Source organism: Ferruginibacter sp., assembly GCF_031430955.1.
Classification (GTDB): domain Bacteria; phylum Bacteroidota; class Bacteroidia; order Chitinophagales; family Chitinophagaceae; genus Ferruginibacter.
Genome location: NZ_JANPCM010000556.1, coordinates 1 through 14,600 on the forward strand (window position 1 = coordinate 1; position 14,600 = coordinate 14,600).

Sequence of the window (14,600 nt, forward strand, 5' to 3'; positions counted from 1 at the left end):
CAGCCTTATATCAGCAGTGCAAGCGGCGCATTATTAAAAAATTTTGTGGATGGTTTTCATCATGGCATTACAGTTACCTGCCCCGGTTTTTACGGGCCACAGGGCCGGGTACTGCGTTTAGGATTGGCTAACCCTGCTTTGATTGATAACTTAACTACATTTACTTTTGGGCAGCACCGCATTACCAATTTTGAAATGGAAACAGCAGGCATTTACGGGCTGGGTAATATTTTAGGGCATCACTGTCTTTCTATAAATGCTATTGTTGCCAACCGTATTTCAAAAGAATTTAGTAAAGATGGTAATGCAACAGTAGAAAATTTAATTAAAAAATCACTTGCAATAATTTCAAGTAAAATATAAGATGAAAATAGAATTTTATAAATACCAGGGAACAGGAAATGATTTTGTTATTTTAGATAACAGGGATAATAAATATACCGGTCTTTCTGTAAAACAAATAAAACATATTTGCGACCGCCGGTTTGGTATTGGTGGCGATGGCTTAATGCTGCTTGCAAAAAAAGATGGCTACGACTTTGAAATGATCTATTTTAACGCTGATGGTAACGAAAGCAGCATGTGTGGCAATGGCGGAAGATGCCTGGTGAAATTTGCTTATCACATGGGCATACATAAAAACACTTATCATTTTATTGCAACAGACGGCGAGCATTTTGGCGATATAGGTATAGACCAGATTATACGGTTAAAAATGAAAGATGTAACAAAAGTAGAAGAGCATTCTACCTATGCCATTTTAAATACCGGCTCGCCGCATTTTGTAAAATTTGCTACCAATGTAAAAGAAATTGATGTATTGGAAACAGGCCGTGAAATACGTTACAGTAATGCTTTTAAAGACGAAGGCATTAATGTAAATTTTGTAGAATCGATTGATGAAGATGGTATTTTTGTTCGCACTTACGAACGTGGGGTAGAAGATGAAACAATGAGTTGTGGTACAGGAGTTACCGCAGCCGCATTAATGAGTGCCCATAATGAAAATGGATTTAACCGTGTAGAAGTACAAACACCGGGCGGACGTTTAAGTGTGGAGTTTGAAAAAACTGCTGAAGAACGTTTTGAAAATATATGGCTTTGCGGACCTGCCGAATTTGTTTATAAAGGAGAAATGGAAATATGAAAAAAGAGGAAATAATAAAGGCTGCGGAAAAAGTATTTTCAGCATTTACACATTATTGCAATAGCGTGAATGAAAACACTTTTTTTGAAAAACCTTCTGTAAAATGGTCGGTTGCAGAAAATATGCAGCACCTTACTGTTGCAACCAATACTTCTACACTTGCATTTTCTTTACCCAAATTTTTGGTACGCTGGGCCGGTGGTACTCCCAACCGCAAATCAAGAACATACGATGAGCTGGTAGCCAAATACAAAAATAAATTGGCAGAAGGCGGTGCAGCAAGCGGCAGGTTTGTACCTAAACCTATGAAACTAAGTTTTGGCAAACAAAAACTTATGATGCGGTGGAACAGTGCAGCGCTTAAACACATTGATGCTATAAAAAAAATTAAAGCAGAAGATGAGTTAGATAATTATTTAGTTAAGCATCCGCTGCTGGGAAGAATTACTTTACGTGAACTTTGCTATTTCACCATTTATCATACCGAACATCATTTAAATATAATTTCTGCCATTTCTCCTTTTCCTAAAAATGCTGTTAAGGAAGATTAAAGTATAAGCGCAACTTAATTTATGATCCAGTATTTTAAAATAATAGAACATCAAACCATTGCCATAGACAAACCCGAAATTGGGAGTTGGGTAAATGTGTTGCCTCCATTAAAGCAGGAAGAATTTACTGAATTAAGCGAAAGCCTTGATATACCTGTTGACTTTTTAAAAGACTCCTTAGATATTGATGAACGCAGCCGTTACGAAATTGATGATAATGTAAAACTGATTGTTATTAAAACTCCTACAGAAAATAATTCATTCAACGACAGCGACGCTTTTTATATCACCATTCCAATTTGTATTATTTTAACACACAACCAAATTGTAACCGTTAATTCGTTTGAGAACGAAGCCATAAAAAAATTCCTGAACAGTTTTCAAAACCGCCATCCCGATAAAAAAAATATGATGGTACTGAAAATATTTGAAAAAATTACCGCCAACTTCCAGGAATATCTTAAAGAAATTAACCAGCGCCGCAATGTGCTGGAACAAAAACTATACGATGCCAACCGTAACCAGGAATTACTGCAGTTAATGCGTATTCAAAAAAGTTTGGTGTATTTTATTACTGCATTACGCAGTAACGAACTGTTGATGATGAAACTGGCACGTACCAATATTTTACAGTTAACCGATGATGAAAAAGATTTTTTAGATGACCTTGTGGTAGAAACATCGCAGGCATTGGAAACTGCAAATACTTACACCACCATTTTAAGCTCTTCGCTTGATGCATTTGCAAGCATCATCAGCAATAATCAGAACGAAGTGCTAAAACGTCTTACTACACTCACCATATCTTTAAGTGTGCCGGTATTAATTGCCAGTATTTATGGTATGAATGTACCTATACCTTATGGCCAATCGCATCTGGCTTTTTGGCTGCCCGTAATAATTTCGTTTGTAATTTTAGGTTTTGTGGTTTGGAATTATTTGAAAAGAAAAAAATAATCATGTTCAATATAAGGGTGTACGGCATTTTAATAAATGAACAAAAACAGGTTTTGGTTAGTGATGAATATATACGTGGCATGTACATTACTAAATTTCCGGGTGGCGGGTTAGAGCCTGGCGAAGGCACCAGAGATTGCCTTAAAAGAGAATTTTTAGAAGAGATGAATTTGAACGTTGAAGTGGGTGAGCATATTTACACCACCGATTTTTTTCAGATGAGTGCTTTTAATAAAGATCAACAGATAATATCCATTTATTATTTTGTAAAAGCATTGGAAGAAATAAAAGCGCCGCTTAGAGAAAAGGAATTTGATTTTGACGAAAGGGAATTAAAAATGTATGCGGATACCGGCGAAACAGAAACTTTCCGTTTTGTTGATTGGCAAAATTTTTCTGCTGTATCGGTAAGTTTACCTATTGATAAAATAATTGCATCTTTACTTAAAGAAAAATATTAAGTGGATTATACAAATTTTTTCAGCACTGCTATAGTTTTAGAAGACGACCTTTTGCGTATTGAACCGCTTGAAGAAAAACATTTTGAATTGCTGTTGCCTGTTGCAATGCAAAAAGAATTATGGTTGTACACCATACAGCAAATAAATTCCCCCGAAGATTTTAAAAAATATTTCAACACAGCATTAAAAGAAAAAGAGGAGCAAAAATCATTTCCGTTTGCGTATTTTAATAAGCAAACACAACTGTATGTGGGCAGCACCCGCTATCTCAATATTGATTTTGCAAACCTTCGTTTAGAAATTGGCTCAACCTGGCTGCATCCTTCTCTGCATGGAATGGGTTTTAATAAGCACTGCAAATTTTTACTGCTTTCATATGCATTTGAAAAATTAATGCTTAACCGGGTTGAATTAAAAACCAGCCACCTTAATTTAAAATCGCAAAAAGCCATGCTTAAAATTGGTGCGGTAAGGGAAGGTATTTTTCGCAACCATATTGTTAACGAAGATGGAAGTATAAGACACAGCCATTTTTTTAGCTTTATAAAAGAAGAATGGCCTGCAATAAAGAACAGCATTTTTAAAAAACTGGTTACAGGCTAAAAATAAAAAAGTCTTTCATTAAAAAAATATACTTTTTACTTAATAAACTTAATTTATGAGAAAGCTATTGTTATTATTTGCAGTATTTACAGTCTGCTCCTGCAAATTTTTTAAAAAATCCGATAAGGTAGAAATAAATAAATTCCTGTTCGACCAGGTGCAAACCGGTGGTGTTACCGTAATTCCTATTGAAACACCAAAAGGTAAGTTTAATATTTGGACAAAATATAACGGCGATAACTCCAAAATAAAAGTGCTGTTATTAAATGGTGGCCCTGGTGCAACACACGAGTACTTTGAATGCTTTGAAAATTTTTTCGACCCGCTGAACATTGAATTTATTTATTACGACCAGTTGGGTTGCGGCCTTTCGGATAATCCAAAAGATACTACACTATGGGATCTGCCACGTTTTGTAGAAGAAGTGGAACAGGTTCGCAAAGCATTAAATCTTAACAAAGATAATTTTTACCTTCTTGGCCATTCGTGGGGTGGCATACTGGCCATGCAGTACGCATTAAAATATCAGGATAATTTAAAGGGATTGATCATTAGTAACATGATGAGCAGTTGCCCGGCATATGGTAAATATGCACAGGAAGTTTTAGCACCGCAGTTCGATCAGAAAGTTTTAGATACCATAAGGCAAATAGAAAAGAAAGGCGATTTTGCTAATCCGAAATATATGCAATTGCTGATGCCAAATTTTTATGCTAAACATATTTGCCGCATTCCGTTAGAGCAATGGCCCGAGCCAATGACCCGTTCCTTCAGTAAATCAAATCAATCTTTGTATGTTACCATGCAGGGGCCAAGTGAATTTGGCATTGGTGGTAATTTAATCAATTGGGATGTTAGTAAACAACTACCCCAAATAAAAACACCCACACTTACCATTGGTGGCACATACGATACTATGGATCCCGAACATATGAAGTGGATGAGTACACAATTGCCACATGGCAGATTTTTACTTTGCCCCAATGGCAGCCACATGAGTATGTACGATGATCAAAAAAATTATTTTCCGGGATTAATACAATTTATAAAAGATGTTGATGCAGGAAAATTGTAACTAAACAAAAAAACTCCGCAAAAAACGGAGCTTTAATAATTTAAAAAATCTATCAGCCTGTAAGCCGGATTCTGTACTGTATTTGTCATGTTGAGCAAGTCAAAACAACAAATGCAGCGGTTATCATTTATCTGGCTGCAACATTACTGTTACAATCTTGCTGCCTACCCTTCAGCGTTACCTGCTTGCGCAAATATTGAACGGGCCGCCCTCAACCGCTGATATACGTGGCATTACAGCACACAAGGTTTACCCAATTAATGCATTACTGCAAAAACCCGTGAGCTCTTACCTCACGTTTTCACCCTGGCCGTTTTCTTGTCTTGCCATCAAATGATAAGCATGACAAGAAAAAGGTGGTAATTTTCTGTGGCACTTTCTTCCTGCCTTGGTTTGTGTCTCCACAAACCTAACAAGACCGGCCGTTAACCGGTGTGTTGCCCTTTGCTGTCCGGACTTTCCTGATGCTATTTGCATAACACCCGATAACCCGGCTGATAGACGGCAAAGATAATTTTATTTTTTGAGGAGAGAAGTATTTTAAAAAGGATGTAAGTAAATAAAAATGCAGCTTCAACTGAAGCTGCATTTTTTTGGAATGTATTTATTTATAAGCCTATGCTTTTTTTCCACTTTTTAAAAGTGCCACCAGCAGTAAAATAAATACTGCACCGCCAACAACCCATACCCATGGTTGCGCATACCATTGCTCATTGTCTTTATTAACATTTATGTCTACGTCAAGTTTTTTATCCTGCGCAAAACTTGTAACTGCAGCAAATGATGTTAACAGCAGCAGTATAAATTTATTTTTAAAACTATAAATTGTTTGCATAATAACTGGTTTAAAATTGATGAATGATGTGTTTAATTTTATAAAGTATTTTTTCTTAGCTTATTAATGAAAGAGAGTAGCTTAAATATTTTTCTCTTTTACTTTTACACCGTTTTCTTTACCTTTCTTTTTCATTATATTTCCTTTCTCATCAATTAATGCTTTCATTTTATCTTCACCTTTCTCCATTTTAATTTCGTAGGCTGTTCTGTTTTTATCATTCTCTTTATTTACAGAGGTAACAGTGTAGCCTTCAAACTGGCTTTGCAAAGTTTTATTAACCGCATCGGGTACACCTGCAACATTAATAGTTGAAACGGTAGCAATCCATTCTCCTTCCGGTGTGTACCAGGTCCAGTAATCCGTATTATCAATGGTATATTTTGCAGCATAATCCATGGTGTCCAAAGCGGGCCATCCGGTAAGTTCCCAATCTAAATCCATTGGCACGGCTTCATATTTTGTCCATTGCACTTCTGTTGCCTTTGGATATTTTGTTTCAAACTTAGTTTTAACAACCGGGGTTACTTCTACAGTTTTTACAGTAACCATTTTGTCCATTTTATCAGTTGTCACCACAACTGCTGTATCTTTATTTTCACTTGTTTTACTGCTGTCGGTGTTATTGCAGGCAGTCATTAAAGCCATAACAGCAACAGAGGCTGTAATAATGTGTACTTTCATAATTATTTTTTTGTTTAATAACTTACTATCATAATTATGCCAGTTCTTAAACTCTTAGTAAATAATATAAAAATTGTTTTTCTGGTAAGAAATATTAAAACACAGGGGAAAATGCTGCCCCAATTGTAGAAATAAGTGGACAGATTTATAAAAAAATTTTAGGGTATGCAGCAGTTTATTTATAAAAAAAGGGCCGCCTTTTCAGCAGCCCCGTAATTTATTTATAACTGTTTTATTTTCCAGTATCAAATTTTTTAAAAATGGTTTTTACATTTTGGTCAATTTCTTTCCCGGTAATTTTATTACTGTTCAGCTCACTGGTTGTCCAGCCCTGCCAAACTGTTTTGTCAGTTTTATTATCTATCATAGTAATGGTAACAGTTCCTTCTTTTACAGTGGTAGAATAACTGTCGTACCCAACAAACTGCGACGGATAATAAAAAGTATTTATTCTGCCTGTATAGCGGTTATAATAGCTTCTTGTAAAAGGTTGAGAGTACACCGGATCCTGCTGGCGTTTTGTATTTTTTTCTACCAGTAACTCGTAGTTTAACATTACATCCGGATTGGTATTTACTTCTCTCCATCCATTTTTTTGTAACTGTTCATTTACCGCATTGTGTAGATTTGTTTCTGTAAGTTCGTTCTTGCGGCTTTCCTTTTCATTTTTTTCTGCAGATTTTTCTGCAGATTTTTCTTTTTCTACCCAGGCATAAGTTTGATACTTACTAAAATCGGCAGTTTTATCTTTTTCTATGTGGGCGCTGCTGGTACAGCCTGTAAAAATTGCAGTTGCAAAAGCAATGGTGGCCACCATACCTAATGATTTATTTGTCATAATTGTTTGTTTTAAATTGTTACTAATGTTTCCCTCCCTATTCCATTTATATACGCAAAAACTATACTGTTATTGCAGTATGAAATGTGAAAATTGAGTGAAAGAAAAACAGGATTAATCAATTTTAAAACTTAAGAAACGTTTAAAAAAGAATGTTAAAATTTAAGAGATTTTAACTGGAGGCTTAATGAAAAATAAATAAACATGCTGTTGATTTCTATTCAGCTCGCCTTCCATCATCATAAAGGGTTATCAGATCCTGCATATTATCTTTTAATGCGCCGGAGGCTTCATCAAAAAAACTGTCTTTGCTTTTTTTAGAATTTTTATTCTCGTTCGATTTTTTTATGGTTGCCTTTATTACTTCAAGTGCATCAAAAAAAACGGGGATGTTTTTTTCGTAAAAAGAATTTTCTGCTTCAATGGAAATTAACAGGTCTTCAAATTCGGTTACAATACTGTTGATATCTTTTACATTATCTGCCGTATGGCGGCGGGGTATGCGGTTGAATAATGCGTTTAAAGCTGCTGTGGTGGAATTCATTTGTATGTATGATGATAAACAAATGTACGGCAAACAGGTTTACTAAAATCCTATTTAATAAGTAGAAAATTTATCTCTAATTGGACGAAAAAAAATGTGCAATTGAAATTTTACTCCTCAGGTAACTGAAAGTTTATTGGTTGATTTATTTTTTTTAACAGCCACAGCAACTAAAACTGCAAGAATAATAAAAAGTATCAGCGATGATATAGTAGTACCAAAATTTAATCCACCTTTTTCCGGGGGCTTGGTCAGCAGGTCGCCAAAAGTTGCACCAAATGGACGGGTTAAAACAAATGCCAGCCAAAATAATATTACACGGGAAATTTTGGTGAAATAATATGCCAGTACAATCACCAGTAATAAACTGCCAATCAGTATTGCTCCTCCAAAAAATCCTAACCCCGAATTATCTGCTAAAAAATCGCCTAACGCCGTGCCTAGTGTATTAGAAAATAAAATAGCCGTCCAGTAAAATATTTCGGCACGGTGTGATTTAATGTCCGTTACTGCTAATGTTTTTTCAGTAGCCTTCCATATTAAAAGCGTTGCAATTAAAAGTGCTGATAAAATTAAAGAGCCTGTTGCATAACCTAACCCTAATGTGCGGTCCATATAATCTGATATGGTTGTGCCTGCAGTGCTTGTAGCAAGAATAACCAGCCAGTAAATAATGGGATGGTATTTTTTCGAAAACAGCTGGGCAGTTAAAATAATAAAAAAGAAACTAAGCAGTATTGCAGAACTTACAGCGTATCCCACATTTAAAGTCATGGATAATAAATCTCCTGCTGTTTCACCTAATGTAGTTGCACAAATTTTCATTATCCAGAATGCAACGGTAATTTGTGGGAGCTTGCTCATTATATTCTTAAAAGATCAGTAATATTAAAACTGCAATTTTTAACTGCAAATTGTTATTTCAAAAATACAGCTGTTTTAAAAATTAGTTGATATAAAATTTTGCCAATTAGTTATATGGTTCATATTTTAAAGGCCTGATGTGGCAAAAACGAGGCTTTATTGGGGAATTGCTGTTAAATTCTTTATTACCTGAGTAATTAATTCTACAATCTTTTACTGTTGGCATATAGAAAAAAGTTGGTACGCAAATTTCAAGTAGTACGGTATAACATAAACTAACGTATATATGAACACAAACAATCAAATTGGATTTATACTTAAGAAGATCCAGTTTTTACAAACAGCCATTTTACATTGCCACACCAACAGTGTTTTAAAATTACCTACTTCTGTGGTGCAAACATTATATACCGATGAAGTAGGTTGTGTTTGGCTTTCGGTAGGTAAACCTACACAATACATTCACGAATTCGACAGGAGTTTTAACGTACAGCTCAATTACTATAAAAAAAATTCACCCTTTTATCTTAATACATCGGGTATAGCAAGAGTTGTTACCGACCCCGAAGAATTAAACCTGTTGCCCGAAAATTTAAAAGCGGTGTACGATGCACAAAAATTATTGATTTGTGTACGCATCACAGAAGCAAATTATTTTGAGAACCAGCGTAACACAGAAAAAAATATCTATCAAAAATGCAGGCAAACGATTACTTCATTATTTTATGGCAGTAACGAGTATTATCATTTTGATATGGACAAAGAAAAAAGTTTTGCATAAAATTCCTTTATCATTTCAATTTATATTAAGAACAACATCATTTTAAAATTTTACGGTATAGATAATTATTTACATTACGCACTTAAAAAATAAAATATGGTTAACAGAAAACAGTTTGGCATTTGGATGGATGGCCATAACGCCACAGTAATTGGAAGTGATAACGCTGAGACCGAAAATCTTGTAGTGCTGGCGCACATTAAAGGGGAACAAGCAGCACAAAACTCCAACGAAAAAAACGAACACAACCACAAGCAATCGCTGCAGGCAAAATTTTTTAAAGAAATAACTGCCACCATGCAAAATGCTACTCACCTGCATGTAACCGGTACAGGTCAGGCGCAGGAGCAGTTTATTCACTACCTGGCAGAAACGCCGCAGTTTAAAAATACAAAAACTGAAGAATCAACCTCTAACAAAATGAGTGATGAAAATTTAGTAGAATTTATTTCTAATAAATTGAATTAGATTTTTTTATTTAATAAAATATTTATCCCCGGTTTATATAAAGCCGGGGATTTTTATTGGAGTTTAAAACTTAAGATTAACCTGGAATACTGTCAGCTTGAGCTTGTCGAAAGCGTTGCTATAGTCAACCCGCCTTCGACAAGCTCAGGCTGACACTCTAATAGAATCGAACTTGTGTTATTTGCAAAGAAAATAAACAGTATTACACTTTTGTAAAAATCAATACCAATATTCTGGGTATGGTTGCAGTATCGCCATCGTCAAAATATTCATTTACAGCTGTAACAGTAAAGTTATACTTTTTTGCAGTTTGTATAAATTCCGAAAGATGATGCGTAAAACATTCCACCCCCTGTGTTCCATCAGCAGTTTCAAATCTTGCTTTACTGCCGGCGTATTGTTTAAAGGGGTGTAATTCTCCAATATAAACATGCCCGCCTTGTACTAAATATTTACCCACTTCATTAAAAATATGATCCAGGTTTTGGATATGCTCCAGCACTAAACTAAAAGTTATAAACTCATATTTTTCTTTGGCAAATGTCCAGTTGGCGGTAATATCGGCCTCTATAAATTCTACATTATCATTGTTAATTTTTTCTTTTGCTTTAGCCAGCATTTCTTCCGACAAGTCAACTGCAGTAACCTGTTTTGCTTTTGTAATTAACCAGGCGGTGTTTTTTCCTGTGCCGCAGCCTATCTCTAAACAGGTTTTAAAATTAATATTTTGTAAAGTTTCTTGTAATGCCTGCGCTTCAAGGTCACGGGTTTTGTTTTCGTTAAAATCGTATTGCTGCGACCATATATTGTAAGCTTGCCGGGTGTTCATTGTTTTAATGTTGTTTTGTTTTTTGATTTTGCAATCAAATTATTTCATGCTTATGCAATTAATTAAACTCACCAAAATGCCACAACACTCCGGATGGGTCATGCAAAAAACATTCTTTGCCCCAATCATTTACTTTGATGGGTATCAACCGTACATTTTTATATTTTTCAGACAGCCCAAGATCCTGCAGTTCTTTATAATATTCCTCCACATTCTCCACTTCAACAAAGATCATGGTGTTATCTACCCAATCTTTTACATAGGCGTTTTGCAAATAAAATCCCAGCGCCGGCGAAATGCTGAAGTAAGACATGTTATCAAATATTCTTGATTCTTCAAATCCCAATGCCTGGTAAAAATGCCGGGATTCATCAAAATTTATTGCGCCAATAAAAGCCCTTATTGATTTTGCAGTATTTTTCATGAGCGATGAATGTTTGATAAAATTGAATGATTTATTTGCAGAGTAAATTTATGAATTTTTGCAGTGGCAAATATTCAACTTTCAAATTTAAAAAATACTTCACTTTTTTAATGCCCTTGTCTGGTCTTCGACCAACGAGAACCACCAGCGCGCTGTATCTAAAATAAAAAGATTTTGGAGATTTTAGAATGAGTATCGTCGTTGGTCAAAGACCAGACGACGGCGGACTGGTAGATTACAAATTGTAACGGCGTGCCTTGGAAAATTTATTTTATACACACGGCGGCAGAGCGATAATTATTATAAAAATATCGCCTGAAATATTTGTTTTTTTACACAGTTCGTGTTGGCTGCAGTACCTATTTTTAGGCTTAATTATAGGTTTTTTATAAAATCCACTGCACTTATTGGTCTGGATTGAATTACTCCATTTTTATCTAATACAAAATATGCTGGGTAAAATGTGACATCATAAAATTGCGCCAATTCTCCTTGCCTATCCAACGAAAACTCATGTTTTAATTTTGGATTGTCCGTTGATAATAAGGTGTAATGTTTCCAATTTTCTACTCTGTTATTTAAAAAGGAGAATCTGTCAGTGTGATTTGTTAAAGTAGCCTTCCAGAACGAAAATTGGTTTATTGAAATACTGATTACAGAAATTTTATTCTTTTTTCCTGGAAGTATTTCGGCAAATTGACTCATTTCTTCCACGCAGGCTCTGCATTCAGTAAACCAAAAATCTATAATAGTAACATCTGATTTCGTAAAATCCAACTCAATTATTTTGCCAGTACTATCTATGATATTTTTTAATTGAAACTTCTCCCCAATATGCTTCGTGAGTGATTTAGTGTGTTCCTCCACTCTTTTATCCTTCTCAGATTTTTGTTTACAAGATAAAAACAATAGTAAAAAGATCGGGATGTAGAATAAGATGCTCCATTTTATATTTGTCATTTCAAATAGTTGATTGATCGATGGTATTGCAGCAAACCTGATGTACGATGCCTTGTCACGGCATTAATATTGGCCCCACCCAAACTAGCCAAAAAAGATACCCAAATATTCCGCCAAAAAGTCCTGCGGAAATGAATGTAATTCTTTTGTCAATAGGAATGATTTTGAAAATTACAAAAGTCAAAATTGCAAGTCCGATTATAGCGGATGAAACTGCTAAAGTTGCCTTTGGAAGCCCTAACGAAAGTGCAAGGCGAACTTCATCACCATCCAACGAAAATTCGCCATTGATAAAGTAGCCAACTGTCCACGTAACTAAATTTGCAAATTGTCTAAGCCAAAAGAGGGATAAAAAAATGCAAAGCCACTGGTAGAGCTTTATACTTTTTGTTTCAAGGATTTTTCTTCTTTGAGTTAGCAATAATAGTAATCCAATTGTACCGGTCAACATAGTTTGAATTGGCCCACCAAGTGTTATCCAAAAAGCATCTTTCCTTTGTCTTTCTTGAATTAAGTCAAACTCTTTCTTTCTTGGAAAGTCGAGATTAGCTTCTAACTCTTTAGAATATTTTGAAAATACCGAGTCAATGAAGGGCCTTGTTTTACTGTCGTCCCAATTGGTGTAACCGTAACTTACTGTTGATGAATAACCCAAGGATTTTGCAACTGTAAAGTGTCCAAATTCGTGAGAAACAGTTCCAATAATTGTCGAAAGAATAAAAGCTAACGACAAAAATAAAAAGAGTTTTATGTCAAACTTGAATGGGAGCAAGATTTTGGTTTAAGGTATCGTACAACGTTGAGTATTGCTGCAGGTGGGGAATTCATTGAACGTCCCGCCGGGAACTACTGCTCAACAAACAGCCGAAGTTTGAACGTCAAGCCCTGCTTGCACAAAACCCCATGTTGGTGGCAGTTAATTTGTCAACGGATTGCTTGTTTCTTCAAAATTCGTTGGCAAAAGTTCTATTGTCTTGTCAACTGCTACGTCTATGTTTTTTGTTTTAAAAGATTTGTTTGATTGTGAATTATCCAAAGTTAGTCCGATTTCAAAAGTATCTTTATTGCAATAAATTATTGGTGATTTAAAATTGTCATTTGGAAGTTCAAGAATATTGCTGAACCATAAATTGTCGTGGCAAAAAAACGGAAATAAATTACCAAGCTTATCTTTTAATGCTAAAAACAAGTCAGCATTAAAAAGTGTCTCTCGTTTTATAATTCTTTCATATTCACTTGCCCACCTTTTTTCTAAAACTTCGTCAATAGATAATGTCAATAAGTTTGAATACTTTTCTGAAATGCTGAACTCGTTATTTTTATCTTTAAGTTGTCTGACAGTTTGGTTTTTAAAAAGCCAACAGTCAACTATAAAAGCAATTTCTGTCAAATCAGTTGTTGTAATTTGTCCAGCAATAATTTCCCTGTCTACTAATTGAAGGTGCATTTGTTCGCTGTCTACAAAACTGCAAACATCAATATTTCGGCTGTGATTTTTTGCAAATGCCCAACCGTCAAAATTCATTTTAATTGTCGTGTCACTACTTTTCATAAGTCTGACTGGTGAATTTATTTTGTCCAGTTCAGATTGAAGTATTGTTGTCAAACCTATCATCATTCAGGGTCGTCTGTTTAATTGCCACCAACGAACAGGGCTTTGTGCAGGCAGGGCATTGTTGATTGTCCAGCCCGGAACTGAAGCCCAATAAAGAAATAAAAGTACAAGATAACAACTAAAAGCCCAATAGAATTCCGTCAGCCTGAACCAAAGTACAGCGATGCAAACAGCCGAAGTTTGAACGTCAAGCCCTGCTTGCACAAAACCCAATGTTGGTGGCAGTTTTAGTCCACCGAGTTGTGTCATAGCTGATTATTTAATTCGTCCAGCATATCTGCCAATTTTTGTAGGTCTGTCCACTCGTCTGGTAAATAATGCCACTTGTATTTTGTCTCAACACTCTCTACACTTATTGTCAAAGTATAAAAGCTGCCGTCAAGAATTATTCCTCCCCATTTCTCAAGTCGTGGTCTAATTAAAATTGTTTTTATAAACTCAAGTATGTGTCCTACAATTTTTAATTCTGCCTCGCCGCTTTCATATTTAATTGTTGGCTTGATTACCTGCCCAATAAATTTTAATTTCTGAATTGGGTCATTAAATTTTGGTGCGTCAATCAATTTTTGCCAGGTTGTACGATACCATTTTAAAATGTCATTGTACAGTTGAAGTTGTAAAAAAGTATGATTGTCAAAAGATGGTTGAAAGAAGATTTGAATACTTGGCTTATGCCTATCAATTTTTTGCCCTTGCTCTGTCGTGGCGTTTGCCAAGTCCATAAAGTCAAACCAAACTTTGCTTGTGTCCATTTAAAATTTTTATTAGAATCGTATTGTCGTTAAAAATTGCCACCAACGGTAGCGCTTGGCGATGTGGTGGAATTTGAAATTCTTCCGCCCGGAACCGCTGTTTGGCCTTGTACTAAAGATAAATATAACTTACTAATGTTCAGCGATGTTTGTCAAGGCGAAACAAAAGCCCAATAGCTAACTAAATGCTCATTGGGCTTCCTTCCGCCACC

Annotated in this window: 21 protein-coding genes and 1 other RNA gene; 9 read left to right on the plus strand and 13 right to left on the minus strand. The window is 35.3% G+C overall.

Features of this window, described 5'->3' with window-relative positions:
- The 7 genes from ACY65O_RS15765 to ACY65O_RS15795 all read left to right on the plus strand — a co-directional run.
- Positions 1-363 (plus strand): nucleoside phosphorylase-I family protein (locus tag ACY65O_RS15765; RefSeq protein ID WP_462221819.1); only part of this gene is annotated, 363 nt, incomplete at its 5' end.
- Position 364: 1 nt separating this feature from the next.
- Complete coding sequence (gene dapF / locus ACY65O_RS15770; protein ID WP_462221820.1) at positions 365-1,147, plus strand: diaminopimelate epimerase; 783 nt, start codon at positions 365-367, stop codon at positions 1,145-1,147.
- Positions 1,144-1,698: a DinB family protein gene (locus tag ACY65O_RS15775; protein WP_462221821.1), complete on the plus strand. Its 555-nt coding sequence runs from the start codon at positions 1,144-1,146 to the stop codon at positions 1,696-1,698. The genes dapF and ACY65O_RS15775 overlap by 4 nt, the downstream gene beginning before the upstream one ends.
- Positions 1,699-1,719: 21 nt before the next feature.
- The gene (locus ACY65O_RS15780) at positions 1,720-2,655 is read left to right on the plus strand and encodes a magnesium transporter CorA family protein (RefSeq protein WP_462221822.1); all 936 of its coding nucleotides are present in this window, start codon (positions 1,720-1,722) and stop codon (positions 2,653-2,655) included.
- A 2-nt stretch (positions 2,656-2,657) separates the two neighbouring features.
- Positions 2,658-3,116 carry an NUDIX domain-containing protein gene (locus tag ACY65O_RS15785; protein WP_462221823.1) on the plus strand — a complete coding sequence of 153 codons (459 nt, stop codon included), beginning with the start codon at positions 2,658-2,660 and terminating at the stop codon, positions 3,114-3,116.
- Positions 3,117-3,719 carry a GNAT family N-acetyltransferase gene (locus ACY65O_RS15790; RefSeq protein WP_462221824.1) on the plus strand — a complete coding sequence of 201 codons (603 nt, stop codon included), beginning with the start codon at positions 3,117-3,119 and terminating at the stop codon, positions 3,717-3,719.
- 55 nt (positions 3,720-3,774) lie between these two features.
- A complete protein-coding gene (locus ACY65O_RS15795; protein ID WP_462221825.1) occupies positions 3,775-4,794 on the plus strand; it encodes a proline iminopeptidase-family hydrolase in 1,020 nt (339 codons plus the stop codon).
- Between the two features lie 44 nt (positions 4,795-4,838).
- On the opposite strand, the gene rnpB is transcribed toward ACY65O_RS15795, so the two are convergent.
- The 6 genes from rnpB to ACY65O_RS15825 all read right to left on the minus strand — a co-directional run bounded on the left by rnpB (position 4,839) and on the right by ACY65O_RS15825 (position 8,559).
- Positions 4,839-5,296: RNase P RNA component class A (gene rnpB, locus ACY65O_RS15800), an RNA gene on the minus strand.
- A 114-nt stretch (positions 5,297-5,410) separates the two neighbouring features.
- Positions 5,411-5,629: a hypothetical protein gene (locus ACY65O_RS15805; protein ID WP_462221826.1), complete on the minus strand. Its 219-nt coding sequence runs from the start codon at positions 5,627-5,629 to the stop codon at positions 5,411-5,413.
- An 81-nt stretch (positions 5,630-5,710) separates the two neighbouring features.
- Positions 5,711-6,313, minus strand: coding sequence for a PepSY-like domain-containing protein (locus ACY65O_RS15810; protein WP_462221827.1), 603 nt, complete (start codon positions 6,311-6,313; stop codon positions 5,711-5,713).
- 232 nt (positions 6,314-6,545) lie between these two features.
- Positions 6,546-7,151, minus strand: coding sequence for a DUF4136 domain-containing protein (locus tag ACY65O_RS15815; protein WP_462221828.1), 606 nt, complete (start codon positions 7,149-7,151; stop codon positions 6,546-6,548).
- A 217-nt stretch (positions 7,152-7,368) separates the two neighbouring features.
- Entirely contained in the window at positions 7,369-7,695 is a 327-nt protein-coding gene (locus ACY65O_RS15820; RefSeq protein WP_462221829.1) for a hypothetical protein, read from the minus strand.
- 117 nt (positions 7,696-7,812) lie between these two features.
- Entirely contained in the window at positions 7,813-8,559 is a 747-nt protein-coding gene (locus ACY65O_RS15825) for a COG4705 family protein (RefSeq protein ID WP_462221830.1), read from the minus strand.
- A gap of 286 nt (positions 8,560-8,845) precedes the next feature.
- On the opposite strand from ACY65O_RS15825, the gene ACY65O_RS15830 reads away from it, so the two are divergent.
- Complete coding sequence (locus ACY65O_RS15830; protein WP_462221831.1) at positions 8,846-9,340, plus strand: hypothetical protein; 495 nt, start codon at positions 8,846-8,848, stop codon at positions 9,338-9,340.
- A gap of 96 nt (positions 9,341-9,436) precedes the next feature.
- Positions 9,437-9,808, plus strand: coding sequence for a hypothetical protein (locus ACY65O_RS15835; protein WP_462221832.1), 372 nt, complete (start codon positions 9,437-9,439; stop codon positions 9,806-9,808).
- Between the two features lie 202 nt (positions 9,809-10,010).
- Here ACY65O_RS15835 and ACY65O_RS15840 read toward each other — a convergent pair whose 3' ends face one another.
- The 7 genes from ACY65O_RS15840 to ACY65O_RS15870 all read right to left on the minus strand — a co-directional run bounded on the left by ACY65O_RS15840 (position 10,011) and on the right by ACY65O_RS15870 (position 14,388).
- Entirely contained in the window at positions 10,011-10,637 is a 627-nt protein-coding gene (locus ACY65O_RS15840; protein WP_462221833.1) for a class I SAM-dependent DNA methyltransferase, read from the minus strand.
- A 58-nt stretch (positions 10,638-10,695) separates the two neighbouring features.
- Positions 10,696-11,061, minus strand: coding sequence for a VOC family protein (locus tag ACY65O_RS15845; RefSeq protein ID WP_462221834.1), 366 nt, complete (start codon positions 11,059-11,061; stop codon positions 10,696-10,698).
- A 375-nt stretch (positions 11,062-11,436) separates the two neighbouring features.
- Positions 11,437-12,021 (minus strand): peroxiredoxin family protein, encoded by a 585-nt coding sequence (locus ACY65O_RS15850; protein WP_462221835.1) that lies wholly within the window; start codon positions 12,019-12,021, stop codon positions 11,437-11,439.
- Between the two features lie 55 nt (positions 12,022-12,076).
- Positions 12,077-12,754, minus strand: a complete 678-nt coding sequence (locus ACY65O_RS15855; protein WP_462221836.1) for a hypothetical protein — start codon at positions 12,752-12,754, stop codon at positions 12,077-12,079.
- Positions 12,755-12,937: 183 nt separating this feature from the next.
- Positions 12,938-13,573 (minus strand): hypothetical protein, encoded by a 636-nt coding sequence (locus tag ACY65O_RS15860; RefSeq protein WP_462221837.1) that lies wholly within the window; start codon positions 13,571-13,573, stop codon positions 12,938-12,940.
- Positions 13,574-13,639: 66 nt separating this feature from the next.
- Complete coding sequence (locus ACY65O_RS15865) at positions 13,640-13,885, minus strand: hypothetical protein (RefSeq protein WP_462221838.1); 246 nt, start codon at positions 13,883-13,885, stop codon at positions 13,640-13,642.
- Positions 13,882-14,388: a hypothetical protein gene (locus tag ACY65O_RS15870; protein WP_462221839.1), complete on the minus strand. Its 507-nt coding sequence runs from the start codon at positions 14,386-14,388 to the stop codon at positions 13,882-13,884. The genes ACY65O_RS15865 and ACY65O_RS15870 overlap by 4 nt, the downstream gene beginning before the upstream one ends.
- Between the last annotated feature and the right edge of the window lie 212 nt (positions 14,389-14,600).